General features: G+C 57.4%; 31 protein-coding genes. 8 read left to right on the forward strand and 23 right to left on the reverse strand.

The window, feature by feature from the left end; genetic code table 11:
* Nucleotides 1–5: 5 nt before the first annotated feature.
* A complete protein-coding gene (locus ACIOZM_RS01945) occupies nt 6–164 on the reverse strand; it encodes a DUF2986 domain-containing protein (RefSeq protein ID WP_401208886.1) in 159 nt (52 codons plus the stop codon).
* Nucleotides 165–269: 105 nt separating this feature from the next.
* Nucleotides 270–1,178: an alpha/beta fold hydrolase gene (locus tag ACIOZM_RS01950; RefSeq protein ID WP_401208888.1), complete on the reverse strand. Its 909-nt coding sequence runs from the start codon at nt 1,176–1,178 to the stop codon at nt 270–272.
* Nucleotides 1,179–1,285: 107 nt separating this feature from the next.
* Between ACIOZM_RS01950 and ACIOZM_RS01955 the strand changes: the two genes are divergently transcribed.
* A complete protein-coding gene (locus ACIOZM_RS01955) occupies nt 1,286–1,741 on the forward strand; it encodes a GNAT family N-acetyltransferase (RefSeq protein ID WP_401208890.1) in 456 nt (151 codons plus the stop codon).
* Between the two features lie 6 nt (nt 1,742–1,747).
* Here the strand turns inward: ACIOZM_RS01955 and ACIOZM_RS01960 are convergent, their stop codons facing one another.
* The 4 genes from ACIOZM_RS01960 to ACIOZM_RS01975 all read right to left on the reverse strand — a co-directional run bounded on the left by ACIOZM_RS01960 (nt 1,748) and on the right by ACIOZM_RS01975 (nt 4,203).
* On the reverse strand, nt 1,748–2,200 hold the full coding sequence (locus ACIOZM_RS01960; protein ID WP_401208892.1) for a thiol-disulfide oxidoreductase DCC family protein: 453 nt from the start codon (nt 2,198–2,200) through the stop codon (nt 1,748–1,750).
* A gap of 77 nt (nt 2,201–2,277) precedes the next feature.
* The gene (locus tag ACIOZM_RS01965; RefSeq protein ID WP_401208894.1) at nt 2,278–3,174 is read right to left on the reverse strand and encodes an NmrA family NAD(P)-binding protein; all 897 of its coding nucleotides are present in this window, start codon (nt 3,172–3,174) and stop codon (nt 2,278–2,280) included.
* Between the two features lie 45 nt (nt 3,175–3,219).
* Nucleotides 3,220–3,837, reverse strand: coding sequence for an NAD(P)H-dependent oxidoreductase (locus tag ACIOZM_RS01970; protein WP_401208896.1), 618 nt, complete (start codon nt 3,835–3,837; stop codon nt 3,220–3,222).
* A 93-nt stretch (nt 3,838–3,930) separates the two neighbouring features.
* On the reverse strand, nt 3,931–4,203 hold the full coding sequence (locus ACIOZM_RS01975) for a hypothetical protein (protein WP_401208898.1): 273 nt from the start codon (nt 4,201–4,203) through the stop codon (nt 3,931–3,933).
* Between the two features lie 145 nt (nt 4,204–4,348).
* Between ACIOZM_RS01975 and ACIOZM_RS01980 the strand changes: the two genes are divergently transcribed.
* Together ACIOZM_RS01980 and ACIOZM_RS01985 are read left to right on the forward strand one after the other, a co-directional pair.
* Nucleotides 4,349–5,266: a LysR substrate-binding domain-containing protein gene (locus ACIOZM_RS01980; RefSeq protein ID WP_401208900.1), complete on the forward strand. Its 918-nt coding sequence runs from the start codon at nt 4,349–4,351 to the stop codon at nt 5,264–5,266.
* A 79-nt stretch (nt 5,267–5,345) separates the two neighbouring features.
* On the forward strand, nt 5,346–5,987 hold the full coding sequence (locus ACIOZM_RS01985) for a LysE family translocator (protein ID WP_401208902.1): 642 nt from the start codon (nt 5,346–5,348) through the stop codon (nt 5,985–5,987).
* A gap of 12 nt (nt 5,988–5,999) precedes the next feature.
* On the opposite strand, the gene ACIOZM_RS01990 is transcribed toward ACIOZM_RS01985, so the two are convergent.
* The gene (locus ACIOZM_RS01990) at nt 6,000–6,782 is read right to left on the reverse strand and encodes an AraC family transcriptional regulator (protein ID WP_401208904.1); all 783 of its coding nucleotides are present in this window, start codon (nt 6,780–6,782) and stop codon (nt 6,000–6,002) included.
* Nucleotides 6,783–6,891: 109 nt separating this feature from the next.
* Here ACIOZM_RS01990 and ACIOZM_RS01995 point away from each other — a divergent pair, with 109 nt between their 5' ends.
* Nucleotides 6,892–7,788, forward strand: coding sequence for an EamA family transporter (locus tag ACIOZM_RS01995; RefSeq protein ID WP_401208906.1), 897 nt, complete (start codon nt 6,892–6,894; stop codon nt 7,786–7,788).
* A 74-nt stretch (nt 7,789–7,862) separates the two neighbouring features.
* Here the strand turns inward: ACIOZM_RS01995 and ACIOZM_RS02000 are convergent, their stop codons facing one another.
* The 5 genes from ACIOZM_RS02000 to ACIOZM_RS02020 form a co-directional block, all read right to left on the reverse strand.
* On the reverse strand, nt 7,863–8,777 hold the full coding sequence (locus ACIOZM_RS02000) for a hypothetical protein (protein WP_401208908.1): 915 nt from the start codon (nt 8,775–8,777) through the stop codon (nt 7,863–7,865).
* Between the two features lie 235 nt (nt 8,778–9,012).
* A complete protein-coding gene (gene arsH, locus ACIOZM_RS02005) occupies nt 9,013–9,711 on the reverse strand; it encodes an arsenical resistance protein ArsH (RefSeq protein WP_401208911.1) in 699 nt (232 codons plus the stop codon).
* A gap of 14 nt (nt 9,712–9,725) precedes the next feature.
* Nucleotides 9,726–10,196, reverse strand: coding sequence for an arsenate reductase ArsC (locus ACIOZM_RS02010; protein ID WP_401208912.1), 471 nt, complete (start codon nt 10,194–10,196; stop codon nt 9,726–9,728).
* Nucleotides 10,197–10,224: 28 nt separating this feature from the next.
* Nucleotides 10,225–11,508 carry an arsenic transporter gene (locus ACIOZM_RS02015; protein WP_401208914.1) on the reverse strand — a complete coding sequence of 428 codons (1,284 nt, stop codon included), beginning with the start codon at nt 11,506–11,508 and terminating at the stop codon, nt 10,225–10,227.
* A gap of 21 nt (nt 11,509–11,529) precedes the next feature.
* Entirely contained in the window at nt 11,530–11,877 is a 348-nt protein-coding gene (locus tag ACIOZM_RS02020; RefSeq protein ID WP_401208917.1) for a metalloregulator ArsR/SmtB family transcription factor, read from the reverse strand.
* A 152-nt stretch (nt 11,878–12,029) separates the two neighbouring features.
* Between ACIOZM_RS02020 and ACIOZM_RS02025 the strand changes: the two genes are divergently transcribed.
* Nucleotides 12,030–12,677 carry a phytanoyl-CoA dioxygenase family protein gene (locus tag ACIOZM_RS02025; RefSeq protein ID WP_401208919.1) on the forward strand — a complete coding sequence of 216 codons (648 nt, stop codon included), beginning with the start codon at nt 12,030–12,032 and terminating at the stop codon, nt 12,675–12,677.
* An 8-nt stretch (nt 12,678–12,685) separates the two neighbouring features.
* On the opposite strand, the gene ACIOZM_RS02030 is transcribed toward ACIOZM_RS02025, so the two are convergent.
* The 4 genes from ACIOZM_RS02030 to ACIOZM_RS02045 form a co-directional block, all read right to left on the reverse strand.
* Nucleotides 12,686–13,597 carry an alpha/beta hydrolase fold domain-containing protein gene (locus ACIOZM_RS02030; protein WP_401209250.1) on the reverse strand — a complete coding sequence of 304 codons (912 nt, stop codon included), beginning with the start codon at nt 13,595–13,597 and terminating at the stop codon, nt 12,686–12,688.
* 78 nt (nt 13,598–13,675) lie between these two features.
* Nucleotides 13,676–14,116 (reverse strand): TspO/MBR family protein, encoded by a 441-nt coding sequence (locus ACIOZM_RS02035; protein WP_401209253.1) that lies wholly within the window; start codon nt 14,114–14,116, stop codon nt 13,676–13,678.
* A gap of 139 nt (nt 14,117–14,255) precedes the next feature.
* A complete protein-coding gene (gene yghU / locus ACIOZM_RS02040; RefSeq protein WP_401208922.1) occupies nt 14,256–15,095 on the reverse strand; it encodes a glutathione-dependent disulfide-bond oxidoreductase in 840 nt (279 codons plus the stop codon).
* Nucleotides 15,096–15,137: 42 nt separating this feature from the next.
* The gene (locus tag ACIOZM_RS02045) at nt 15,138–16,121 is read right to left on the reverse strand and encodes a DMT family transporter (RefSeq protein WP_401208924.1); all 984 of its coding nucleotides are present in this window, start codon (nt 16,119–16,121) and stop codon (nt 15,138–15,140) included.
* A gap of 99 nt (nt 16,122–16,220) precedes the next feature.
* On the opposite strand from ACIOZM_RS02045, the gene ACIOZM_RS02050 reads away from it, so the two are divergent.
* Complete coding sequence (locus ACIOZM_RS02050) at nt 16,221–17,087, forward strand: LysR substrate-binding domain-containing protein (RefSeq protein ID WP_401208927.1); 867 nt, start codon at nt 16,221–16,223, stop codon at nt 17,085–17,087.
* Between the two features lie 39 nt (nt 17,088–17,126).
* Here the strand turns inward: ACIOZM_RS02050 and proP are convergent, their stop codons facing one another.
* Nucleotides 17,127–18,629, reverse strand: a complete 1,503-nt coding sequence (gene proP, locus ACIOZM_RS02055; protein WP_401208929.1) for a glycine betaine/L-proline transporter ProP — start codon at nt 18,627–18,629, stop codon at nt 17,127–17,129.
* Nucleotides 18,630–18,848: 219 nt separating this feature from the next.
* Here proP and ACIOZM_RS02060 point away from each other — a divergent pair, with 219 nt between their 5' ends.
* The gene (locus ACIOZM_RS02060; protein WP_401208932.1) at nt 18,849–21,047 is read left to right on the forward strand and encodes an OsmC domain/YcaO domain-containing protein; all 2,199 of its coding nucleotides are present in this window, start codon (nt 18,849–18,851) and stop codon (nt 21,045–21,047) included.
* A gap of 68 nt (nt 21,048–21,115) precedes the next feature.
* Here the strand turns inward: ACIOZM_RS02060 and ACIOZM_RS02065 are convergent, their stop codons facing one another.
* The 4 genes from ACIOZM_RS02065 to ACIOZM_RS02080 form a co-directional block, all read right to left on the reverse strand.
* Entirely contained in the window at nt 21,116–21,952 is an 837-nt protein-coding gene (locus ACIOZM_RS02065; protein ID WP_401208935.1) for an SDR family oxidoreductase, read from the reverse strand.
* A gap of 99 nt (nt 21,953–22,051) precedes the next feature.
* Nucleotides 22,052–22,681: a LysE family translocator gene (locus ACIOZM_RS02070; RefSeq protein ID WP_401208938.1), complete on the reverse strand. Its 630-nt coding sequence runs from the start codon at nt 22,679–22,681 to the stop codon at nt 22,052–22,054.
* A gap of 168 nt (nt 22,682–22,849) precedes the next feature.
* On the reverse strand, nt 22,850–23,872 hold the full coding sequence (locus ACIOZM_RS02075; protein ID WP_401208941.1) for an alpha/beta hydrolase family protein: 1,023 nt from the start codon (nt 23,870–23,872) through the stop codon (nt 22,850–22,852).
* A 58-nt stretch (nt 23,873–23,930) separates the two neighbouring features.
* Nucleotides 23,931–24,371, reverse strand: a complete 441-nt coding sequence (locus ACIOZM_RS02080) for an HIT family protein (RefSeq protein ID WP_401208944.1) — start codon at nt 24,369–24,371, stop codon at nt 23,931–23,933.
* A gap of 276 nt (nt 24,372–24,647) precedes the next feature.
* On the opposite strand from ACIOZM_RS02080, the gene ACIOZM_RS02085 reads away from it, so the two are divergent.
* Nucleotides 24,648–25,349, forward strand: coding sequence for a tRNA (adenine(22)-N(1))-methyltransferase (locus tag ACIOZM_RS02085; RefSeq protein WP_401208946.1), 702 nt, complete (start codon nt 24,648–24,650; stop codon nt 25,347–25,349).
* On the opposite strand, the gene ACIOZM_RS02090 is transcribed toward ACIOZM_RS02085, so the two are convergent.
* A complete protein-coding gene (locus tag ACIOZM_RS02090) occupies nt 25,346–25,627 on the reverse strand; it encodes a hypothetical protein (RefSeq protein ID WP_401208949.1) in 282 nt (93 codons plus the stop codon). The genes ACIOZM_RS02085 and ACIOZM_RS02090 overlap by 4 nt on opposite strands.
* Nucleotides 25,620–26,129 carry an AAA family ATPase gene (locus ACIOZM_RS02095; RefSeq protein WP_401208952.1) on the reverse strand — a complete coding sequence of 170 codons (510 nt, stop codon included), beginning with the start codon at nt 26,127–26,129 and terminating at the stop codon, nt 25,620–25,622. Before ACIOZM_RS02095 ends, ACIOZM_RS02090 begins: the two co-directional genes overlap by 8 nt.
* Nucleotides 26,130–26,648: the final 519 nt, after the last annotated feature.

The raw sequence follows: 26,648 nt of genomic DNA on the forward strand, positions 1-26,648 counted from the left end.
GGCGATCAGGCCTCGGTGGTTTCGGTCGCTTCCGGCACGCCTTCAGCATCCAGTTTCGCCCGTTCAGCCTTGCTGATGTATTTCGGCTTTTTCGGCGCCAGTTTGGCGCTGGCCTTCTTGGCCTTTTCTTTGAACAACTGCTTCAACTTTTTCTGACGGTTCATGTTTTCTGCTCGGCGTGAAAGATTTTGATTGGGGAGGAAGTGCTCCCGCCCAATCAAAGTGGTGGAATCCTGACGTATGCGCCGGGTTGAGGCAATGACTGTTCTTCACTTCGCGACAAAGTCTCGAACTGCCTTGATGGTCGGCGCCGGCGCTTCCTCCATCAGCCAATGCCCGGCGGCCGGAATCACCACTTCGGTGACATTGTCGGCGGCGTTGCGCATCACGATGGCTTCGTTGTTGCCGAAAGACTTTTCACCGCCAATCGCCAGCACCGGCATGGTCAAGCGCTTGTCGAGGATGGGCGCGTTGTCGAGGGCGTCCTGCCGAATGCTGCGAAACTGCGCGAATGCGGCGTGCATGGCGCCGGGCCGGGCATAGAGTGCGGCGTAGTGTTGGCGGGTGCCTTCATCGATTTTCGCCGGAGTGCCAGCGAATTCATTCCAGAAACGGTCGAGGTAAATTCGTTCGCGTCCGGCCACCAGGCGCTCCATGTCCGGGCCGCCGAAGTCGAAGTGCCAGAGCATCGGCGAGCGAACGATGTCGTTCCACGGTGTGATGCCGGGGACGGGGGCGTCCATCACCACCAAACGGTCGGTGAGTTGCGGATACCGCGCGGCATAGGCAAACGCGACCATGGTGCCGATGTCATGGCCGATGACCACCGAGTGTTCGATTTTCAGCGCGCTCAGCACTGCGCGGATGTCGCCGGCCTGGGTCTTCTTGTCGTAGCCGCCGTCCGGAATCGAGGACAAACCCATGCCGCGCAGATCCGGCACCACCACGGTGTGATCGCGCGCCAGATCGGCGGCCAACGGCGCCCACATGTCGCCGGTATCGCCAAAGCCATGCAACAGCACCACGGCTGGACCTTTGCCGCCAATTCGAACATGCATCGTCGCGCCTTCGACCGGGATTTCCTGCACCCGGAACGACGCGGGATACGGCGTGACGTCCGCCTGAGCTTGCAGGCTCACGGCGAGTAGGGCGAGGGCGGTCAGCAGCGGGCGGCTCATGTCAGTATCTCCGAGCGTGGTGGGCGTGACGGGTTGACGCTGAGGTTGCGATTGAGTGAGCGTAGACGCATTCAGAAAAATCAAAGACCGCCGCTTTGGAGAACACATTGCACGCAATCCGCCGAGCCCTGCCGGAAGATGCCACCGCCATCGCCGCACTGGTCACCGAAGCCTACGCGCCCTACATCCCGCGAATCGGCAGAAAACCCGCGCCGATGCTCGATGACTATCAGCAGGTTGTGCTGGAAACCGATGCCTTTGTGCTCACGGACGGCGCCGACGTCGCCGGTGTCCTGGTGATGAGCGAGGAGGGCAGCGATCTGCTGCTGATCAACGTCGCGGTGTCGCCTCGGCATAAGGGGCAAGGTTTCGGAAAGCAGTTGATGGCGTTCTGTGAAGAGCATGCGCGCCGCAACGATTGCGAGGCGATACGGCTTTACACCCATGAGTTGATGGTCGAGAACGTCGCGATTTACGAAAAACTCGGTTATCACGAGACCCATCGCGCCACGGAGAATGGCTTTGCACGGGTGTTCATGCGCAAGGTGTTGCGGGGACAATAGCGGGGCTTATACGGGCGTTTTCAGAAAACGCCGTTCATGATCGGGATCAGGCAACAGACAAGTGTCGTACTTGCCGAAGATCCGATAACGATTCAGCGCAACACGGTCGTACGCCCAATCGCGCAGCCACCGTGGAAAAACACGCATTAGCCTGACCGGCTGCCAACGGGCAGGCAGTTGCGCGGCGACTTCGAAAAACGCATCCGAGCGCACCCAGAAATGACGGTCGCGGATCACTGCCATGGTGTCGAACTGATCCACTGGCAAACCCGCCCACGCCAGCAATGCCTGGCCTTCGGGCGATTGCACCGCCGCTAGCCGAACTCGGTGGTCGCGGTCATGACGAATCAGGAACCGCGCCCAGCCGTTGCACAGCTTGCAGACACCGTCGAACAGAACCACGGTCTCGCCGGGTTTGAGCAAGGGCGCGGGGGTAGGGCGAATCCGTGGAGCGGGCATGAGCTTGGGTCCAAAGTTCAGGTTTTCAATTGCACGACATACTAATTCAGAACAGGAATAAACGGGCCGCAAATGAGTCAGACAAACATGGCGATATTCTTGGTCAGGTATTCCTGAAGCGTCATCTGGTGCACCCCCAGAATCTTCAACTTCGCGTCACTGGCCGGTACCGACACATAGTCGCGGGACTCGTGGGTATAGTAGGTCATCACCGCGTCGAAATGGTCCCCCATCGAAGTCCTTAACATCGAATCATCGTCGACATAGGTGATTGCCTTTCCGGTCACATCACTGAGCAAACGCGCGACATCCTCGTAGTCGAACTGCTCCGCTCCCGTCATCAGGTAATCTTGCCCGACATGAATCTCCGGTTTGTCCGTGAGTACCCTGACGATAACGTCAGCGATATCTTCCTCGGATACCCAGCGGCGAGGTGCATCGGTCACAGCCGGCATGAGAAGTTGCTGTTTTGTCTTGACCGGTTCCGACAGGTACCAAGACAAGTTGAACATGATCCAGCAGGCGACATTAAGATAGGTGATCGGCAGTCCGCTCGCGTCCAGAAGCGGCTTTGCAACCATATGCTGGGCTGCACCGCACCGGGTTGCCAGAACTTCCTTCGAAACGTCGGTCGCCTTCAGGCCGGGAGGCATCGCGCTCAAACGCACGATCTGCGCAACGCTGCCCGCGTCCCGAACAGCCTCGATGATGTTGGGTGTCACTACCGTTTCATCCGTCACGAAGTCTGGCGTTACGATGAACACCCGATCCACGTCCCGCATCGCGGTCTTCAGGCTAACGGGATCATACCAATCCGCCTGCATGACCTCGGCAGTGGGGAAACGCTCACGGAGCGAATGCACTCCGCTTTCTCGGCTGGATACGAGGCGCAGAATTACGTTCTCACGAATCAGGCGGTTTGCTGCAAGGGCGCCGATATTGCCGGTCGCGCCCAGGATCAATACTCTTTCCACAATACGTTCCTTACGATGAGCCATCTTTTTGGGGCTGTTTGACCGTCAATAAGTGGACAGGAGCTGCTCTTTTTCCAACAGTGGGGTTGCCGCTTCCACAAATTGCTCGATCCGCTCGGTCGTGGCGTTGTCCGCATCAAAGAAATAGGCGACCTGCGTATTCTTCATGCCGCTGTATCCGAAGATCCCTTCCACGATCTGTGTCTGAATCGCTTGTGCATAGCCATGGCGTTCATAGCCACTTTCGTTGCCTGCACCAGTTGCGACGAGCAGGACGGGTATGTCGCGCATATTGCCGTTGATCCGTCCTTTGTCATCGACGGTATAAGCCCAACCTCCGTTAAAGACGCGCTCGAACCATCCCTTGAGCATCGAGGGAGCCGACCACCAATAAACCGGAAAAACGATCACGAGCATGTCAGCCTGATCAACCCGCGCCTGCTCACGCGCTATCTCTGGTGCGAGTTCACCGGCCCCTCGGTAAAGCATTACATCCCCGGCAGTCATTGCAGGCGAAAAGCCTTCTGCATGAAGGTCCGCGATTTCTACTTTTATACCGCGCTCGTTAAGGTCCTTGCCGATGCCATCGGCAATAGCATGGTTAAGGGAGCCGGGAACGGGGTGAGTTACAACGATAAGTGCCTTTCGACCCTGATTACTCATAAGTTTCCTGATAAATTATTCCACTGGGTTCAGGTGCGTAGCTTCTAACAGAAGCCCGGATTTAAAATGCGTACCTATTTAATCCTTCTACTTTTATTTCTTCTTGCCGTCGTCTTGCGTTGAAGAAAGTTCATTGTGCGCATCAACTTTCTCTACCTCGCCTGGAGATTTGTTCTCCGGTCGAGGATTATCGGACTTGTCTTTTTCAATAGATGTCTGGTTCTGTATGCGCATTTCAGAATAATGAAACCGCTGTTTGTTACGCTCGTGATGCCGTTGAAGCGCTTCCGCACCATCAGCAGCAAAACCGGCGACAGGGACTACTGCCAGAGACGCAATGGCAAATACTTTCAGAACGTTGTTCATAAACTTTTCCAGACTGCATGGAGCGTGGCTAATTGACGTACAGGTCTGCGCTGTAAGGTCAGCCTGCCGATTGGGATCAGTTTACTTGAGCGAAAACAAAAGATAATCTGGCCAAAATCGGATTAATCTTACGAGATCTCGGACAATGGCTTTGGATCGACTGGAAGCAATGCGAGCGTTTTGCAGAATCGTCGAAGTAGGAAGCTTCGGTGGAGCCGCTGAGTCGTTGGGCCTTGCAAAAACCACCGTTTCGGGACAAATCCAGGCGTTGGAATTGTTACTGGGCATCAAGCTATTGCACCGCACCACCAGGAAGGTGTCCCCCACAAACGAGGGGGCCGCATACTATTTGCGTGCCAGAACCGTCCTGGAAGATGTTGACGATCTTGAAGCTTCCGTCTCGTTGAGCCGCAGTGCCGCGCATGGACGTGTACGCATTGAAATGCCGGCGGCAGTTGGCTTGCTGTTAGTCGTCCCGGCACTTCGCGAATTTACCGCGAACTACCCCAACATACATCTGGATATAGGTTGTAGCGATCGAGTAGTGGATTTAGTAGAGGAAGGGATTGATTGTTCGATCAGAGGCGGTGTTGTATCGGACCCAAACCTGGTTTGCAAGATTATCGGACAAGTTCAACTGACACTCTGTGCTTCTCCTGACTATCTAATAGACGCAGCAAAACTTTCATCGCCCGAAGATTTATTCCAGCATCGTAATCTGGGCTACAAATTCCCGGGCAACAATCGACGGTTCCTGCCGAAGATGTTTCGGGGCAAAGAATCATTCAGCCTGGATGTGCCGGTATCGATGTACTTTAACAATGGGGGTGCCCATACCGCGGCTACGGTTGCGGGACTTGGAATCGCGTTCGTACCGCGTGCGGAAGCTCAACCGCTTATTGATCAGGGTCTATTGACCGAGGTTTTACCAGATTGGCGATTAGAGCCAATTGTCCTTTCATTGGTCTATCCGTATACAAGGCATTTGTCCGCTCGCGTCAGGGCGTTCACCGATTGGGTGAGTGCCTTGATGCAAGGGAATGATTTTTGGAGGCCTGAATGAGTGCTGATTGCGAGCGCCCTAGCCAGTTGTTACACGCTCTGGGGTAACATGCAGCACCTCACCTGCACGAGCACTGAAAATGGATTCTCACTCGATTCTGGCTTTCACCCTGGTCGCCGCGATTGCCATCGCCAGCCCCGGCCCTGCGACTTTAATGGCGATCAACAACAGCCTGGCCCACGGACAGCGCAGCGCGGTGTGGTCTTCATTGGGCAATGCCAGCGGTCTGTTCTGCCTGTCGGCCGCCGCCATGCTCGGGCTCGGCGCGTTGCTGGCCAGTTCTGAATTGCTTTTCAACGCGGTGAAAATCATCGGCGCCGGTTACCTGTTCTATCTCGGCGTGAAGCAGTTGTTCAAGAAAGGCCCGATGCTCGCTGAAGGCATTGAGGACGGCTCGAAGAAGATCCGGCCCACTCGCAGCAAGCTCTACAAATCGGCGTTTCTGACGGCGGTGACCAACCCCAAGGCGACGATGTTTTTCACCGCATTGTTTCCGCAGTTCATCGATCAGAGCGGCGCGCTGCTGCCGCAATTTCTGATTCTGACTTCGATCTTCTGTGCGTTGTCGGTGTCGTCGCTGACGCTGTACGCGGCGCTGGCTTCGCGGGCTAAAGGCGTGCTGACTCGCCCGTCGCTGTCGCGTTGGGTGAGCCGGGTAGTGGGGACGACGTTTATTGGTTTCGGCGCGGCTATTTTGACGATGCGCCGGCAGACGGCTTGATCGTCGGACGCTCTAAACCAGCTGTTCTGCGAAGTAGCGGCTGGGCACTTCTCCCAGCCGTTGTTTGAAAACCGTGGTGAACGCGCTGGAACTGCTGTAACCCAATGACATCGCCACCTGCGTGACCGACTGACCTTTGCCCAGCAGAACAATCGCCTCAAGCAGACAGGCTTGCTGTCGCCATTCGATGTAGCTGACCCCGGTATGCAATCGAAAATATCGGGTAAAGCTACGGCGACTCATTCCTGCACGTACAGCCATTTCGTCGATACCCACTTCCAGTGAAGGCTGGGTCAAAAAATCGCAGCACACCTTCGCCAATCGTGGTTCTGCCGGCAATGGGGCATTCAGCGATAGCGCGGGCATGCCGGCAATCTCGTGCAGCAACAACCCCATCAGATGGCCGTCACGTCCCTGGCTGGAATATCGCGTGGGTACGTCGATGGCTTTGAGCAGCAAATGCCGCAACAGCGGTGACACTTCAAGTACCTGACATTGCCCCGGCAGCCCGAGCCGTCGGGCAGCCTGTTTGCGGATATAGGTGTTGTGCAACGTCACCGCGCCGCGCATCTGCATCGAATGGGGCAGTTGCGCCGGCACCCATATGCCGCGTTGAGGTGGAACGACCCAATTGCCAGCCTCGGTGAACACCGTGATGACCCCACTGGCGGCATAAGCGAACTGACCTCGCGGATGGTCATGCAGCGGAAACAGTGTTCCGTCCGCGTAATCGATGGTGGTCACGACCGCGTCGCGGGGTGTGTTCTGGTAGGGTGGCAGGCTTATTTCTCGCATGGCCCGATTCTAATGAAAGTTGGCCCGTGACTGAAAGCAGGCCATCGCGATTGATTGCATATTTCCTCACGCTTGAGCATTTGGGCTCGGCGCGAGGGAACGACTGAGCATGCAGAAGAAACATCTATTACTCGCGGTGCTGGTGACGGCTGTCTGGGGATTGAACTTCCCTGTGACCAAGTTAGGTCTCGCCGACATCGATCCACTGTTGTTGACCGCATTGCGTTTCGCGCTGGCGGCGTTGCCCTGGGTGTTTTTCGTCGAGCGTCCACGCGTAGCTTTTCGCTGGCTGGCCGCCTACGGGCTGATTTTTGGCGTTGCCATGTGGGCGTTGATCAATCAGGGCATCGCCTGGGGAGTGCCACCGGGCACGGCGTCGTTGCTGATCCAGTGCAGTGCATTTTTTACGCTGGGTTGGGGTGTGCTTTTCTTCGGCGAGCGTCTGGGGCGGGCTCAATGGATTGCAAGCTTGCTGGCCGCCGTGGGGCTGGTGGGGTTTGTCCTGAGCAGCTCCGGCAATGCGTCGAGGGCGGGTTTATTGCTCGTCATCGGCAGCGCAATGGCATGGAGCATCGGCAATGTGATTATCAAAGTTTCGAAGGTGCGTGAGATCTTCGCCTTTGTGGTGTGGGCCAGCTTGTTTCCTCCGATTCCGCTCCTGTTGCTGACGTGGGGCATGCATGGCTCGGCCCCCTTCATCGCGCTGCCTTCGCAGTTGAATGCGATGACGTTGTTGTCGCTCGCCTTCCAGGTCTACGCAGCCACGCACTTCAGCTACTGGGGGTGGAATCTGCTGTTGCGTGAATACCCGATTTCGCGGGTAGCACCGTTGTCGCTAATGATTCCGGTGTTTGGCATTTTCAGTTCGATGGTGATCCTTCGCCAATACCCAAGCACCGCTGATTGGGGGCTGATTTTGCTGGTTTTGCTGGCCATTGTTCTGGGCTCAGGGAGCCTGGAGGTATTGGTGTTGCGCTATCGTGCGCGCCGATTGGAGCAGAGTTAATGCGACGTTTCACTGCTGAAACCGTAAGCTCCGAGTCCGGGTGTCTTGTGCGAGCGCACAGGTGAGTTCGGCGATTACATTTTGCTCGAAAAAAAACTTTCACAGACCGATTGAATAGCGCCGAGATCGACCCCCTCTTGGGGTTTCGGTGTGGCAGGAAAACCTTCCGCCCGGCATTTGCTGGCGATCAGCTCTGACTCATCGAAAAATTTATCGATAAGGCACAGTTTCATCTTCCAAGTGTCATCCCCAGGGTTCTCCGGGGTGAGGTTAAGCCCTCTTGCGAGCGAGATCCGAATGTTTGTAGCAGCCATCTTGATCTGCGGATCATCGCTACGATTCGCGAACTCAGTGAGTTTTCTCAAATCGTGCTCCAGCTGATCCCTGGACTTGGATCTTCCGGGCTCCGTGCGGCTCATCGCTTCGGCACCTACCTCAAGAAACGAAGATCGTGCATCCACTACGGCTGCACATGTCTGTGCGACAGGGTCGCTGCCATCACGGGTTAACTTGTATGTCTTATAGGCATAAACAGCCGATACAAGCGCGATGACCATCGTCACGAACCATGCCGCTATTTTGCCGTTTCGATCCGAGCCGTAGCTACGCAAGGAGGTCCGCAATAATTGCCGGTCAGGTAACTTCACCTGCTCAACGTTGCCATCACCAGTGGCAGCGGCTATTGCGCCACTAATTGGCATCTGCAAGGTCTTTGCGATTCGAGCTAAAATCATTTCGCATTCCGCAGAAACAACCAGAGGTGCGTCGTTCACCATGTATAGCAGGTGTTCGAACGCTACTTCAGCTTCGTTGTGATCTACATAATCCAGAACAATCTCACGCCCATTCTCCAAGCCAGCCTGCGCTAGCGCATAGTCCTCCGTTTGCGGGCCAGGTTGTTCGTATGCCAGAAACATCAGCGTCGAGATTTCCTGCAGCGCCTCTACGAAGTCGGCTCTCAAATCGTTGTCGCAATGGTTGATCGCCACCGGGTTTACCCTCTAAATTCGCAATGAATTTGCAATTGAGAGTACGGCAAACGCGGTTTGACCTTCAAACCTTGGATCTCTCCTTTGTGAAAGGTCAGCATATGGTTTTGATTCTTTTTAACTGATTGATTTGGAAAAACTTAGCATGGACAAACGTACGCTGTCTTGTCCAGGCAATTTACGTGAGGTCACCGTCCTGGTTCTCCTATCGTTGATTTCAACCGACATGCCGAGCTCAAATTTTGCGCTGATTCACCCGACTCATCAATTGCTCGGCAGTTTCCTTGCGCTCCGAATAGCGGTCCACCAGAAACTCCTGGCGGTCACGCAGCAATACCGTGAACTTCACCAGTTCCTCCATTACATCGACAACGCGGTCGTAGAACGGTGACGGTTTCATCCGGCCTGCATCGTCGAATTCCATGTAGGCCTTAGGCACCGAGGACTGATTGGGGATGGTGAACATACGCATCCATCGCCCCAATACCCGCAGTTGATTGACCACGTTGAAAGACTGCGAGCCGCCGCAGACCTGCATCACCGCCAGGGTTTTGCCCTGAGTCGGGCGAACCGCACCAAGCTCCAGGGGAATCCAGTCGATCTGCGCCTTGAACACGGCAGACATCGCGCCATGGCGTTCCGGCGAACACCAGACCTGACCTTCCGACCACAGCACCAGATCGCGCAGTTCCTGAACCTTGGGATGTTCGACCGGTACATCGTCCGGCAACGGCAAACCCGATGGATTGAAGATGCGCACCTCAGCCCCGAAGTGTTCCAGCAGGCGTGCGGCTTCCTCCACCAGCAGACGGCTGAAGGAGCGTTCGCGGGTTGATCCGTACAACAACAGGATGCGCGGTTTGTGCTCCCCCGGATTCGACGTGCGGATGTCTTCAAACAGGCTTGGGTCAAGGTTGGGCAGGTGTTCGGACATAAGTCCTCCTTCGATTAGAGAGTGCCAATTCGATCAAGCTCGCGCTTGAGCTGATCACGGCTGAGTCGGGCAAAGGGCAGGGCGAGGAAGGCTTTGCAGCGTTGTTCGATAGTCGCCAATGTCGAGTGGAAGGCCGCGTCAATTGCCGCTTCGTCACCGCTCACGTCGGACGGATCTTCCAGGCCCCAATGGGATTTCAATGCCGGGCCGAAATACACCGGGCAGATTTCACCGGCAGCCTTGTCGCAGACGGTGATCACGATGTCGGGCGGATTGCCTTCGAAGGCGTCGTTGCCTTTGCTGTACAAACCGTCAATCGAAATTCCGGCCTGCTGCAATGTGCTCAGACTGCGCGGCAACACCTGTCCTTTGGGAAAGCTGCCAGAGCTGACGGCTTCGAAACCCTGTGGTGCCAAGTGATTGAACAGGGCTTCTGAAAGGATGCTGCGGCAACTGTTGGCCGTGCACATGAACAGAACTCGCATCAATTGCTCCTTCCGCATCGGGCGGACATCAAAGGCTCAGGCGCAGGGCCAGCGCCGAGAGGGTGATCAATAGAACCGGGAGAGTCAGCAGGGCGCCGACCTTGAAGTAATAACCCCAGGTGATGCGCATGCCTTTGCGCTCCAGCACATGCAGCCAGAGCAGCGTGGCGAGGCTGCCGATGGGGGTGATTTTCGGGCCGAGGTCGCAGCCGATGATGTTGGCGTAGATCATCGCTTCGCGAACCAGGCCTTGCGCATCGCTGGCCTGAATCGACAGTGCGCCGATCAGCACGCTGGGCATGTTGTTCATCACCGATGACAGCAACGCCGATAGCAGGCCGGTGCCGAGGGTGGCGGTCCAGAGCCCTTGTTCGGCCAAGTGATTGAGTACCCCGGCGAGCCAATCGGTCAAACCGGCGTTCTTCAAGCCATACACCACCAGGTACATGCCGAGCGAGAACACCACGATCTGCCACGGCGCTTCACGCAGCACCCGTCGAGTCGAAATCTTCTGGCCCCTGGCGGCGACGGCAAACAGGATGGCCGCGCAAACTGCCGCCACTGCACTGACGGGAATGCCCAGCGGCTCCAATGCGAACAAGCCCACCAGCAATATCAGCAACGTCCAGCCACCGACGATAAAGGTGGCGCGGTCACGAATCGCCGCTTTGGGCTCTTGCAGCGCATCCAGCGCGTAGCGTTGCGGCAGGTCCCGTCGGAAATACAGAAACAACACCAGCAAAGTCGCGGCCACGCTGACCAGACCTACCGGCACCATTACCGATGCGTACTCGCTGAAACCCAGTGCGAAGTAGTCGGCGGACACGATATTCACCAGATTGGATACCACCAGCGGCAGGCTCGCGGTGTCAGCGATGAACCCGGCGGCCATGACAAAGGCCAGCGTGGCAGCGGGTGAAAAACGCAGCGCCAGCAGCATGGACATGACGATAGGCGTGAGGATCAACGCCGCGCCGTCATTGGCAAACACCGCAGAAACCGCTGCCCCGAGCAATACGCAAAACGCGAATAATCTATAGCCACTACCCTTGGCCCAACGCGCCACATGCAGGGCGGCCCATTCGAAGAATCCGGCTTCATCCAGCAGCAAACTGATAATGATCACCGCGATGAAGGTGGCGGTCGCGTTCCAGACGATGGCCCATACCGTGGGGATGTCTTGCAGCGAAACGGCACCGACTGCCAGCGCAATCAGTGCGCCGAGCGTGGCGCTCCAACCGACGCCAAGGCCTTTGGGCTGCCAGATGACAAGAATGAGGGTGAAGATGAAAACAGCAACAGCGACAAGCATGAGGACTCACTCAATCAGGGTTCAGCAGCAGGCGGCTTCGCGGACAGGGCGACCATCCATGTTCTGCAGGCGAGCGGCGTTGTCCTTGAGCCAATCGACGTTGGCCTTCGACGTCACTTGCAGGATTTCGTGAACCCAGTCGGGCAGATCAGGGTTGAGACGGTAATAAACCCACTGGCCATGACGGCGATCCAGTAACAGACCGCTGCTGCGCAACTGGGCGAGGTGTCGGCTGATTTTCGGCTGGCTGTCTTCGAGCGCACACATCAGCTCGCAGACACACAGTTCGCCTTGATCGGCGATCAGCAACGTAGCGCGAGTGCGGGTTTCGTCGGCCAGGCTTTTGAAAACTTCGGGGGGAGTGATCATGTCGAATACCTTACATATGGAAATCCGAATATACGGTTATCCATATGTATTGTGCAAGCCGGAAATTCTGCATTGGTTCATCGCTCCCTGATCGCTATTGGTTTTCCAACAGCTACGCTGGGTGTTTGGTCGCAAGGAACTTGAGGAAAGCAATGGATGACTGCGAACAACTCCATCGAAATGGATACGCATTGCTGCGTCGAGCGATTCCGGCTGATTGGCTGGATGAGCTTCGCACCGCGTTTGAGGTCGGCGTAATACCGTCGGATCAATGGCCGGTGCCACGGGGCATGGACTGGCGTCATTCGCAGTTGGACAGTGATTCAACGGTCAGGGCTGTATGTCGTCTGCCGAAGATGCTGGCGGTGGTGGGCGAGTTGATCGGGGAGCGATTTTTTCTATCGCAAGTGGAGGGGCGCGAACCGCTTAAAGGTGGCGGTTATCAACAATTGCATCGTGACCTGTCGGCGCAACGGCCCGGCGACATCGTTAATGCCCTGGCTTTTTTCGACGATTACGGACCCGAGAATGGCGCGACTCGCATTGTCCCCGGTAGTCACCGAGAGCCAGCATCCGACTTCAGTGACGAGTCCCGAGTCGTTCAGCTTTCAGGCCACGCCGGTGACATTCTGGTGTTCGATGTCGATCTGGTGCATGCGGGTAGTTTGAATCTGGTCGGCTCGCGTCGGCGCTCAGTTCTGATCAGTTATTTCTCGGAACCGCTCTACGCATCTCACCTGGAGACTTTGAGCTTGCGCAACATTCAGATGGCAAAGACTGATTGGTTCGATCCTCAGTAAAGGCAGATTTACCCCGTAATCCGTTTCGAAATCCACGCTCGGCTGTACGCCAGAACATGGTCCGCCATAGCGGTCGGAAAATGAATGAACCCGTGCGCAGAGCAGGGCAGAAGGTGCACCTCAACCGCTGCAGATTCTGCCCAGCGCCTGGCGATGTCTAGCGTGTCGTCTCGCAACGGGTCCAGCTCCCCGGCAAACAACAACGCAGGCGGCAAGCCGCTAAAGTCGCCATAGAGCGGTGATAACGGTGCTTGCTGGCGTTGTTGATCGCCCATGTTCGGCGTCAACAGGCGAAACGCCTCAACCATACCGGGGCCGTCCAATAGTAGAGTTTCAGACGTCGCTGCACGCACGCTCGCAGTTCCCGTCAAGTCATAGACGCCGTAATACAAGACCGTACCGCTTACCCGTTGCAGCAAATCGGGCCAGTGTTTCAGCGCCAATAAGGTCGCCGCCGCAAGATGCCCTCCGGCAGATTCACCCACGACGATAACCGGCAAGTCCGCAAACTCTTCGCAACCCAACAGCCAGCGAGCGGCGCATAGGCAATCTTCCATCAGACCTTCAACCGGCGTATTGACGGCCAGCCGATAATCGACCGAAACCACCGCTACATTGCACGTGTTGACCATGGCCGCATTAAGGTCGTCGTCCATCTGCGCATTGCCGATCACCCAGCCACCGCCGTGGAAATCAAGCACAACGCCTGCGGGTTTTCCTTGTGGTCGGATGATCCGCACGGGCACCGAAAAACCATCTGCGCTGACAACCGTGCTTTCAGCCTCAAGCCCATGCTTGAGCAGTCTTTTGGCACCGACAATCTGACTGGTGCGCAACAAGGCCTGGATCAAACGGGGCGTGATGCGATTGCGGATACGAAAACGCGGCAGCCACGCCAGCTTCTTGTTGAAGCGGCGCATTTCTTCCAGTTCTGGCTCGGAAAACTCAAGCTTGTTGGTTTCCAATACTTACTCTCATGTCCGGCAGGCTGTTGAAGATCAGCGGTTATTGCGCAGGATTGAAAAATTCAGCGCGGCGGCGACAGACAGCCACAGAAGATACGGCAGCAGAATAAACCCGGTCAGCACATCAAGACGCAAGGCCATGACCACCATCACCGCGACAACCAGCCAGAGCAACGCGAGGATTACCATACTGGCGAACAAACGATGTGCGCCAAAAAATACCGGTGTCCACAATGTGTTGAGCGCAATCTGCGCCGCCCACAATGCCAGCAGCATTTCGCTGCCGGGCAATAAGGTCAAGCGATACCCGGCCCAGGCAAGCAGCAGGTAGATAGTCGTCCACGCGACCGGGAACGCCCAGTTGGGCGGGGTGAAGTTCGGTTTGTTGAGGGATTGGTACCAATCACCGGGTTTGAAAATAACGCCGGTGGTTGCGGCGGCGCCGCAAGCGAGAAGAAAAATCAGAAAAGTCATCATCAGTCCTTGGCCGAGGCCGGCTATCCGGGTTTCGGGAAACCACGTTGCAGTCTCAAGGTACGACGCCTGATGATGCGAAAAAGTCCAATCGGAATGATGCAGCCGCTCGAAATTGATTTCCGGGCGGCCGCGCTTCTTAAGCCAGGTCTGCTGCGTCGTGCCGCTCGGCAACCTGGCTCGCTTCATCGCCCCACGTGCGATTGACCCGCAGGCCACGAATCACCGCAGGACGATTGGCGATGTCCTCTGCCCAGCGTTGCAGGTGCTTGTATTGCCCGGCATCTAGGAACTCCGCTGCCGAGTAAACATTGTTGCGCACCAGTTGCCCGTACCATGGCCAGACTGCGATGTCGGCGATGGTATAGCTGTCGCCGGCCAGATAACGGCTTTCGCCGAGGCGTCGATCTAGCACGTCGAGTTGGCGCTTGGCTTCCATGGTGAAGCGGTTGATCGGGTATTCGAGCTTCTCCGGTGCATAGGCGTAGAAATGTCCGAAGCCACCGCCCAGATAAGGCGCTGCGCCCATTTGCCAGAACAGCCAGTTCAACGTTTCCGTGCGTCCTGCCAAATCCTTGGGCAGGAATGCGCCGAACTTTTCCGCCAGATACAGCAGGATCGAACCTGATTCGAACACCCGAATCGGCGGCTCTGCGCTGTGGTCGAGCAACGCCGGAATCTTCGAGTTCGGATTGATCTCGACGAAACCGCTGGAGAACTGATCGCCCTCGTTGATGCGGATCAGCCATGCATCGTACTCGGCAGCCGAATGCCCCAGCGCCAGCAACTCTTCCAGCAGAATGGTGACTTTGACGCCATTGGGCGTGGCCAGCGAATACAGCTGCAGCGGATGCTTGCCGACTGGCAGTGTCTTGTCATGAGTCGGCCCGGCAGTCGGGCGGTTGATGCTGGCGAACTGACCGCCGGATGGCGCGGTGTTTTTCCAGACTTTCGGAGGGACGTAGGACGCTTTGCTCATGAAACGGACCTCATCGTTAATGTGTCGAGAGTGCTTGAACCGTTATCGAAATTCTCGGGTTCCTGTTGAACAGGACACCACAGAAGGGCGTTTGCTCAAAAGATCTTTTTCGTGAAAATCTGCGCCGTTGGTTCTGGTTGAAGCTGCTTTGCGTGTGAGCAATGGCAACCCCAATAGCGTCAAGCCGACACCAACAATGGCGCTGACGCTCAGCGGATCACCAAACTGCAACCACGCCCACAACAGCGTCACTGGCGGCGTCAGGAACAATGCGCCGCTAATGTGCTGAATGCTGAACCGTTGCAGACACAGCCAATAGAATCCATAACCACCGAAGGTCGCGAAGACCACTAGCCACAGCACACCGCCAACAAAACCGGCACTGCTCGGCGGGCGCATCTGCCCTTCAACAGCCGCCAGCACGGCGAACAGCGGAATCACCGCACAAACCTGAATCAACAGCGCTGTCGCAGCGGGCATCGAGGCACCGGGCCGCGCCTTTTCGTACAACGTGGCCGCCGCCAATGACAGCACGGCAAACAACGGCAAGCTGTAAACCCAGAGGCCAGCGGACGCCCATTCGACGCTGGCCGCGCTGGCGATCAGCATCCCGCCCAGACACAACGCCAATCCCAGCCATTGCCAGCCCCGTGTACGTTGCCCGGGCACGCTGCCGGCGAGTACCACAATCGTTAGCGGCAACAGGTTGGCAAAGAGTGACGCTGTGCCCGGCGCAATACCCAGTTGAATCGAGCCGGCAATCGGCCCGATGTAACCGCCAATCGCGAACAATCCCAGCAGCGCTTGATGCGCGACATCCCGACCGCGCAACTGGCGCAAACCATTCCAGGCAAACGGCAGTAACAGCGCTGCCGCCAGAATGAAACGCCACAACGAAGCCAGATAAACGCTGCCCTGATCCGCCACGTAGCGATAGCCAATGAAACCGGAACTCCAGCTGACGACCATCGCCATCAGCAACAATCCGCTGGTCAACAGTGATAGGCGAGTCTGCGTGACGTTCATCGAATGGCACCTGACAAAGGACTGAGTTCGATGATATGAATCAAAGTCTGATGCATTCAAACGATACGATTCGCACCACTGATGCAGGATTTCTCAACCATGGCCGAAACCCTTGATATCGAACTGCTGCGTACCTTTCAGGCGATTGTGCGCTTCGGACAATTTCTCGCGGCGGCGAGTTTTCTCAACAAAAGTCCGTCGGCGATCAGCCTGCATGTGCGCCGTCTCGAGGCTTTGGCGGGCGGGCGTTTGCTGGAACGTGACAACCAGACCGTGACCCTCACGCCACTGGGCCGGCGCTTCGCGTTACAAAGCGCTGAGCTGCTGCGTTATCACGACCAAATGCTGTCGAGCTTCAGCTCGCCGTTGGCCAGCGGGCGGATCAGATTGGGGATTTCCGAGGAGTACGCGGGCGCGGTGCTGGGCTGCACGCTGCCGCATTTATCTGCGGACTTTCCGCACATCGAACTCGAAGTCGAAACCGCCGCGAGTGGCCGATTGAGCGCACGGCTTGAACGTGGACAACTGGACATGGCGCTGTTGGTGATGCCAGCCGATGCGCCGCCATCGCCGCGTTGCATCAATCTGCTCGGGTTCACCCAACCGGTGTGGGTCGCCGCGCACAACTACATGCCAGACATCGGCAAACCGGTGCCGCTGGCCCTGCACGGCAAGGGTTGCCCGTATCGAACCGTGGCGGTGGATGCGCTGAGTGAGCAGGGTCGACGCTGGCGGGCGGTGATCACCAGCGCAGGGGCCTCAGCACTGGAAACGGCCATCGGCGCCGGATTGGCCATCGGCATTGTCGACCGTGCTCAAGTGCGTCCCTTTATGAGGATATTGGGCGCCGATGACGGCTTTCCCGAGTTGCCCGCGCATGAACTGCGGTTGATACAGGCACCGGGGGAATTGAGCGAGGCGGGGCAGGTGCTGGCGAAGATGATCAGCGACGGCTTTACGCTGTAAACCGCAGCAGCCCCGCGCAGGGCTGCTGCGAATCAGCTGTCAGTTGATCCGTGGATGCTGTTGCACCAGGTTCTGGCGTTTGGCTTCGAGTTCAGCGATTTCCTTGTCGATGTCTTCGATCTTCTGCTCGATATTGTCGTGATGTTCTTGCAGCAATTCTTTGGCTTCCGCCAGGTCAGAAGCCGCCGGCGCCGCGCCACGCAGTGGTTTATTGGCAGTCTCTTTCATGGTCACGCCAGTGATCAGACCCACCACGGCAATCACCATCAGGTAATACGCCGGCATGTACAGGTCGTTGGTGCTTTCCACCAGCCAGGCCACGGCAGTTGGTGTCAGGCCGGCGATCAGCACCGAGATGTTGAAAGACGCGGCGAGTGCGCTGTATCGAATGTGCGTAGGGAACATCGCCGGCAGCGTCGAAGCCATCACACCGATAAAGAAGTTCAGCAGCACCGCGATGATCAGCAACCCGGAGAAAATCAGCCCGATCTTGCCGCTGTTGATCAGCATGAACGCTGGAATCGAGAACAGGAACAGGCCGATGCTGCCGATGATAATGAAGGGCTTCCGTCCAACCTTGTCGCTGATAAAACCGATCATCGGCTGCACGAACAGCATGCCGACCATGATCGCGATGATGATTAGCACGCCGCGGTTTTCGCTGTAATGCAGGTTATGTGACAGGTAGCTCGGCATGTAAGTGAGCAGCATGTAATAGGTGACGTTGGTCACCGCCACCACGCCGACGCAGGTCATCAGGCTGCGCCAGTGTTTGGTCGCGACTTCCTTGAACGACACTTTCGGGCCAGCGGCGAGACCTTCACGGTCGCCTTGTTCGAGTTTTTCGACGTGCTGTTGAAACGCCGGGGTTTCTTCAAGTGCGTGACGCAGGTAGAGGCCGATCATGCCCAGCGGCAGGGCAAGGAAGAACGGCAGGCGCCAGCCCCATTCGAGGAATTTTTCTTCACCGATGATGCTGGAAATCATCACCACTACACCGGCACCGAGAACGAAACCGGCAATCGAGCCGAAATCCAGCCAACTCCCCAAGAAGCCGCGTTTGCGGTCAGGCGCATATTCGGCGACGAAGATTGAAGCGCCGGTGTATTCGCCACCGACCGAGAAGCCCTGGGCCATTTTCGCCAACAACAACAGGATCGGCGCCCAGATGCCAATCGAGTCGTAGGAGGGGATCAGGCCGATGGCGAAGGTGCTGAGCGACATGATCACGATGGTCGCGGCGAGGACTTTCTGCCGCCCGTACTTATCGCCCAGTGCACCGAAAAACAATCCACCCAGCGGACGAATCAGGAATGGCACGGAGAAGGTCGCCAGTGCCGCAATCATTTGCACGCTGGGATCGGCACCGGGGAAGAAAATCTTGCCGAGCGCGTAGGCGACAAAACCGTAGACGCCAAAGTCGAACCATTCCATGGCATTGCCCAGTGCGGCGGCGGTAATCGCCTTGCGCATCTTGGCGTCGTCGACAATGGTTATGTCCTTCAATCCAATGGGGTTGACGCTGTTCTTGCGAGATTTCATGCGGGTTACTCATAGCTGATCGGATTCGATGCCACTGTTTTGGTGGCATGGGCTCTTTCCGTTCAGATACAAGAAGACACGAAATAATTCACTGCTCGCGGCATTTTTGTCGTTCGGCTGGCAAACCCCGCCCAGCGGGCATTACGCAAAAGCACAGGACATCAGCCGGAAAACCCGGATAATGGCGGCCAATTCGTTTTTGCTCTCTGGTAAACCCGCATGGAAATCAAGGTCAACTTTCTCGACAACCTTCGACTTGAAGCCAAGTTCGACGACTTCACGGTGATCGCCGATCAGCCTATCCGCTACAAGGGCGATGGCTCGGCACCGGGGCCGTTCGACTACTTCCTGGCGTCGTCGGCCTTGTGCGCGGCTTACTTTGTGAAGCTGTACTGCGAAACCCGCAACATCCCGACCGAAAACATTCGCCTTTCGCAGAACAACATTGTCGATCCGGAAAACCGCTACAACCAGATCTTCAAGATTCAGGTCGAGCTGCCAGCGGACATCTCCGCCAAGGATCGCCAAGGCATCCTGCGCTCCATTGACCGTTGCACCGTGAAGAAAGTCGTGCAGACCGGCCCGGAGTTCGTGATCGAGGAAGTCGAGAACCTCGACGCCGATGCTCAAGCCTTGTTGATGCCTGCTTCGACGTCCGAGGGCGGCACTTTCATCGCCGGCAAGGATCTGCCGCTGGAGCAAACCATCGCCAACATGTCGGGGATTCTCGCCGACCTGGGCATGAAGATCGAAATCGCCTCGTGGCGCAATATCGTGCCTAACGTGTGGTCACTGCATATCCGCGATGCGCATTCGCCGATGTGCTTCACCAACGGCAAGGGCGCGACCAAAGAAGGCGCGCTGGCCTCGGCGCTGGGCGAGTTCATCGAGCGGCTGAACTGCAACTTCTTCTACAACGATCAGTTCTGGGGCGAGGACATCGCCAACGCCGAGTTCGTGCATTACCCGAACGAGCGCTGGTTCCAGCCGGGCCCGAAAGACGCGTTGCCGGAAGAAATCCTCGACGAATACTGCCTGAAGATTTTCAACCACGATGGCGAACTGCGCGGCTCGCATCTGTACGACACCAACTCCGGCAACACCAAGCGTGGCATCTGCTCGCTGCCGTTTGTGCGTCAGTCCGATGGCGAAGTGGTGTATTTCCCGTCGAACCTGATCGAAAACCTGTACCTGAGCAACGGCATGAGCGCCGGCAACACGCTGGTTGAAGCACAGGTGCAGTGCCTGTCGGAAATCTTCGAGCGCGCGGTCAAGCGCGAGATTCTCGAAGGTGAAATGGCACTGCCGGACGTGCCGCAGGAAGTGCTGGAGAAATACCCGAGCATTCTGGCCGGCATCAAGGGGCTGGAAGAGCAGGGCTTCCCGGTGCTGGTCAAGGATGCGTCGCTGGGCGGTGAATTCCCGGTGATGTGCGTGACCTTGATGAACCCGCGTACCGGCGGTGTTTTTGCCTCGTTCGGCGCGCACCCAAGCTTTGAAGTGGCGCTGGAACGCAGCCTGACCGAGCTGTTGCAGGGCCGCAGTTTCGAAGGCCTCAACGACTTGCCGCAACCGACTTTCTCGGGGCAGGCCGTGACCGAGCCGAACAACTTCGTCGAGCACTTCATCGACTCCAGCGGTGTGGTGTCGTGGCGCTTCTTCAGTGCCACAGCCGATTTCGAATTCGTCGAGTGGGACTTCTCCGGTCAAGGTGAAGACTCGAATGCCGACGAGGCCGCGACGCTGTTCGGCATCCTCGAAGACATGGGCAAAGAAGTGTACATGGCGGTCTACGACGATCTGGGCGCAACGGCCTGTCGTATCCTGGTGCCGGACTATTCGGAGATCTATCCGGTCGACGATCTGATCTGGGACAACACCAACAAGGCGCTGGCCTTCCGCGCTGACATCCTCAACCTGCACAACCTGAGCAAGGTCGGCCTGAGAAACCTGGCCAAAGGTCTGGAAGACAGCGAGCTGGACGACTACACCGACATCACCACGCTGATCGGCATCGAGTTCGACGACAACACGCCGTGGGGCAAGTTGACGATCCTCGAACTGAAACTGCTGATCTACGTCTCTCTGAAGAAGTTCGATCAGGCCAAGGATCTGGTTGAAGCGTTCCTCCAGTACAACGACAACACCGTCGAGCGCGGCTTGTTCTATCAAGCGCTGAACGTGGTGCTGGAGATGGAACTGGACGACGATCTGCACCTGGCCGACTACGAAGCCAACTTCCGCCGGATGTTCGGCAACGAGCGGATGGACGCGGCGATTGGCTCGGTGGATGGCAGCGTACGCTTCTACGGACTGACGCCGACCAACATGCAACTGGAAGGGCTCGACCGTCATTTGCGCCTGATCGACAGCTATAAAAAGCTGCATTCGGCGCGGGCAAAAGCGGCGGCACGCTGATTGATCGCTTGTGGTGAGCGCGAAGGCTCTCACCACAGGTTGCTTCGGATCGAAAGTACAGCCCAAATCTAGCGGGGCGTCAGATCGCCGTACCAGTACGCCGCTGTAACGCCTCCGTCCATCAAGAAATCGCTGCCGGTAATAAACGTGCCCTCGGGGCCCATCAGTAATGCGCCGACAGCTCCCACTTCGTCCGGCGTGCCACCGCGTCCGGCTGCGCTCAGCTCAATCATTCGGCGGTAACCTTCGCCACGCGGGCCGCTCAATTCATCTCGCGCCAGCGGCGTGAAAATGATTCCCGGGCTGATGGTGTTGACCCGCGCTCCACGCTTGCCCCAACGCACGGCTTCAGCCATGACTCGCAACGAATTGCCGCGTTTGGAAATCTGGTAGGCATGCAACGGGTCGGTAACCTGATCGGCTTGCAGCATCGGCAGCGCCAGCAACTCGTCTGCGGGGGTGGTGGCCAACGCGTGGTTTTGTTCGGCACTCAACGCAGGCAAACGATGCCCGGATTGCGAGGCGATCACTACCGCCGAACCGCCCTTGGTAATGACCTCGCCGAACTCTTCCAGCACCACCGCTGTGCCATATAGATCGACCCGCAAAATGGTCGCGACCGGCGCTTGAGAAGGAGACACACCGGCAGCGTGGATCACTCCGGTGATCTCGCCGATGGCCGTTGCTGTCCGCACCAGCGCCTGTACTGATTCGCGAGAGGCGATGTCGACGACCGTCGCCGTCACTTCGAATCCGGCATCAAACAAGACCTTCGCAGCAGCGTCGGCGTTTTCCTGCTTCAGATCCGCCAGCACCACGTGCTTGCCGGTGCTGACGCGGCGGGCGATGGCCTGACCGATTGAGCCAGGGCCGATGACGACGATGACTTGGGTTGGGTTTTTCATGGATTCAGGGCTCGTAAGGCAATGCCATAACCCTATATTGCTGGCGTTAGCTCAACAATACGGGGGTTGCTGCATGGTCTTATGAGCATGGCTCATTAATCAGTTTGGTCTATTGAGCAACAGCAAGCGTGCGGCCAGCGCGGCCATCACCGCTGCAAAGGCATAGGCCCCAAGGCGTTTGGAGATGATGCCGTCACGCAAGCGCCCATGCAGGCGCCCGGCGCAAAATCCAAGCAGGGCATGAAAGATCAGCGCGATCAGCGCCAACAACGACCCCAGGAACATCAGTTGCAAGGTAATGCTGCCGGCACCGACGGTGACGAACTGCGGCAAAAACACCATGAAGAACAGCAGGGCCTTGGGATTCAGCAGACTGTTGATCGTGGCTTGAGCAAAGACCTTGCGTAAAGAAGCTTGTACCGGTGGCGCATCAGTGTCCGCTGGTGTGGTCTTCAGCGCCTGCCACGCGAGCCACAGCAAATAACAGGCCCCGGCCCAGCGCAGTATGTCGAACGCGGGCGCCCAACTCATCACCAACGCGCCAAGTCCTGCGCTGACCATGAGGGTCATCAGCACGTCAGCCAAGGTGATTCCCAATGCGGCGGCGAACCCGGCACGCCATCCATGGGCCAGCGCATGACTGGTGACGATCGCCATGTTAGGCCCCGGCACAATCAGCAACAGTAAAGCGGCGACGATGAACAAATAAAGATTGCTGGCATCCGGCATGGCGCTACTTCCTTGAGAGAGGAGCAGCGCCATGCTATCCGGTTGTCATGGGCTGGCAGCAGATACAGTGAGCTGCGATTCGGCCGCAACAGTCGCTCGTACTCGCCACAGCCTAATCTGGCGCATACGAGCACTGGCCAGTAGTTTTACTTGGCTCACCAGACCGTGTTAGCCCTTCAGAAATCCGGTGATCAAGTCTGTAACCTGCTGCTGGATCTGCTCCCGCGAGCGTTTGCCATCGCCGTCAGTACAAATAATCCCGTCGCCCGCCACATCTTCTTCGAGCATGGCTTGCGCGCCGGGTTTGCAGATCGACACGAAGCTGAAATGGCTGGCGTCGGCGATTTCGACGTAGCGCGTCGAAGCTGGCGGCAAGCGTTTGACCAGGTCCGCAGACTCCAATTGAGCGGGAAGATCTTCGGACGGCACTCCGGCTGCAATCACCAGTGTCGGCACAGGCAGCGCCGCGAGGCTGGCATCGGTCATGCCGCGTGACAGGCCCAGATCCAGTGAAACGATGGCGGTGACGCGTTTATCGCTCAAGTCGGCGGCCAACTGCGCGTTCGCATCCGGGACGCTGGCGGGGTTCATCGTTTTATAGACGTTGCAACTGGCCAGTTTCAGGTGAGAAGCACAGTCCTTGGCAAAGCGCTCGGTGTCGAAACGAGAGCCGGCAATTTCCAGAGCGGTCCAGCCACCAAGCGAGTGACCGGCGACGGCGATTCGATCTTTCTCGACTGCGCCGAATTGTCCCGGTTGAGCCAACACCGCATCAATCGCGCGGCTGATGTCAGCGGGCCGCAGCCACAACTGCGCGGCCGTTTGCGGGCTGCGATCATGGGTGGTGCTGCCGGGATGATTGACCGCTGCGACGATGTAACCCTGATGCGCGAGTGCGCTGGCCAGCCATGTCTGGTTGCTCCAGTTGCCCCGGTATCCGTGGGAAATCACCACTAGCGGATGAGCACCGGATGCTGGCGGCGCATTGCTTACGGCCAAAGCGCTGGCGAAGATCGGGTTGTCGCCGATCACTTCTGGTTTGGCGGTGCTAGCGGTGGGATACCAGACGACCATTTCCAACGGGCGGTCGGAGTTCGCCAGCGTCGAGGTCTTGAAACCGACAGCGTTGGTATCGGCCAGTGCGCTGCTGGCAATGCAGATGAGCAGCAGGGCGCCGAGGCTGATTTTCATTGTTTTTGTCTTCCGTGAAGTGGGCTGCTATCAATATGTGGATTCAAGGGGGGCAAATCTATGCGCCGGTATCCTGCAACAACCCGGCGATTCGCTTGCGCAAATCACCGTGCTTTTCTTCGTCGTAAAGCGGCGCATTTTTCCAGTCATAGAACCACGCAGGCATCCTGCGTTTCTCATCAGGTTCCGTGGCGTATCGAGGAAAGATGTGGCAATGCAATTCAGGTTCTGAATTGCCGAGAATTTCATAATTCATGCGCAGAGCATCGGTCGCCTGCAACACCGCATCGCCGATGCGTGCCATGTCGAGCAGGTAGGTGGCTCTGGCTTCGGCATCCAGATCGTTCAGGCTCGGGACCACCGGGTCGGGCAGCAACAGGCAGTATCCCGGCAGAAACTGCACATCGCCCATGACCGCCCAGCCTGATGCCATGCGGCAGATGACTTTATCATTGGCGCCTTTGCGGGCCATCTCGACACGTTGCGTGATCAGCGACATTCATAATCCTTGATGATGTTTTGTATGGCTGTGCGTGCAGGCGCCGAGTGTGCTGGGTTGCTGTGAATTTGGCTAGTGAGCCATTTTGGCTGGCGATTACCGATCTAACGAAAACTACTTCAATGAGCTGGGCGCGGGTAAGAGGAAGATGGCAGCGACCGCCAAATCGGCGCAGGGCTCCGGTCGCCGGAATTTGACATCCACGCCGTTGCTCGCCAGAGTCGCGCCCCGATCCGGCCAAAGGTGCCGGACGTTTGTGGTGAAAAGGGGCAGCAGTTGAACCAACACACATTATCGAGGCGCCTGGAGCGTGTGGCTGCGCATGTGCCGTCAGGGGCGCGGCTGGCGGATATCGGCTCGGATCACGGCTATTTGCCGGTGGCGTTGATGCGTCGTGGCGCGATTGCGGCGGCGGTGGCGGGCGAGGTGGCGATGACGCCGTTCCGTGCGGCTGAGCGCACTGTGCGTGAGAATGATCTTGAGCAGCAGATCACTGTGCGTCTGGCCAGTGGCTTGGCGGCGATTGTACCGGATGACGGGATCACTGCGATCAGCATCTGCGGCATGGGCGGCGAGACCATTCGCGACATCCTTGAACACGGCAAAAGCCGTCTCAGCGGCCACGAGCGGCTGATTCTGCAACCCAACGGTGGCGAGCAACCGCTACGGCAATGGCTGATGGAGAATGGTTACTGCATCCTCTGCGAAGAGCTGCTGCGGGAGAACCGTTTTGATTACGAAATCATCGTCGCCGAGCGGGCCGGGCCGGTGACCTACACCGCCGAAGAGCTGTACTTCGGCCCGTTGCAGATGCAGGCGCGCAGCCCCGAGTTTCTGGCCAAGTGGCAGCGTTTGCTGCGCGAGAAGCAGAAAACCTTGAGCAGTTTAGCCCGGGCGAGGCAGGCAGTGCCTGAGGCAAAACTGCAAGACACCGAGCAGCAGGCACGATGGATCAGTGAGTTGTTGGCGACCTGCTAACGCTTGCACTGCGCCAACACAACCTGACAGGTATTCGGTGTGCCTCCGGAGCGACTGGCATAACGCATGCAATTATCCATCGATTTTTTCCGCGCCATGCTCAAGGTATCGCCCCAGGCAAGTCCGCCTTCGCCGGAGGTGGGGACTGCTTTTGCGTAACAGTTTGAGCCTGCGGCTGAATAGCGTTTGCTTGAGCATCCGGCGGTCAGTGCCAGAGTGGCCGAGAGTAGGCAGAGCAGGGCGCATGACTGCAGTTGGCGCGCTGTTGTCTTACTCATTGGTTGACGCAATGTTGAGCATGATGATTTCCAGCGCCTGATCAACAGACAGAATCGCGGTGTCGAGTGTTAGCGGGGCAGGGTCCCACGGTTCGTATTCATGGTCGAGGACAGATTGCCAGGTCGGTGGAGTGAGTCCCGCTATATCAGCTTGTCGCTGTTCTACGCGTCGCCGATGTTCTGTTACATCCGAGCAAATCACTTCGAGGTTTAACAGGATGGTGCCTGTGCGGGCGGCGATGTCGCTCCAGGCTTGTCGGCTCTCTGATACCGGATTGACGCAATCGATTATGACGATGTGCCCGGGGCGCAAATTGTTCAGCGCGAGTTCATTGGCAACGAGGTAGCCGCCGCGGCCAACATCCCGAGCCAGAACGCCAGCGTTGCGGATGGCTTGTTCGATGGTATCTATGCGTAGCCAAGTGGCATTCAAACGGGTCGCGAGGGTTCTCGCGATTGTCGTCTTGCCGGTGCCTGGCAGACCGCTGAACACAATAAGCATTGGGATTCCCTGATCGACAGCTCACAAATTGTGGCAGTGAGCATACTCGCGAAGGCATCGACACATGTTGAACCTCTGCTGTCTGACACACCGCTTTCGCTGGCAAGCCAGCTCCCACAATGTCGGGGGCGTGGCTGAATTTAGTGGTTACGCCGCAAAACCTGTGGGAGTGAGCCTGCTCGCGATGCGTCGGTAAATTCAAAATATTGGTTGGCTGACACACCGCTATCGCGAGCAGGCTCACTCCTACAATGTTCGGGGTGTGGCTCAATTTTGTGGTTACGCCACAAAACCTGTGGGAGCCGGGCTTGCCCGCGATGGCGTCGGTACATTCAGCATATTGGTTGGCTGACACACCGCTTTCGCTGGCAAGCTCACTCCTACAGTGTCCGGGGCGTGGCTGGATTTTGTGGTTACACCACAAAACCTGTGGGAGCCGGGCTTGCCCGCGATGGCGTCGGTACATTCAGAATCTTTGTTGGTTGATATACCGCTTTCGCTGGCAAGCCAGCTCCCACA

This window comes from Pseudomonas sp. NPDC087346 (assembly GCF_044744235.1).
Taxonomy (GTDB): domain Bacteria; phylum Pseudomonadota; class Gammaproteobacteria; order Pseudomonadales; family Pseudomonadaceae; genus Aquipseudomonas.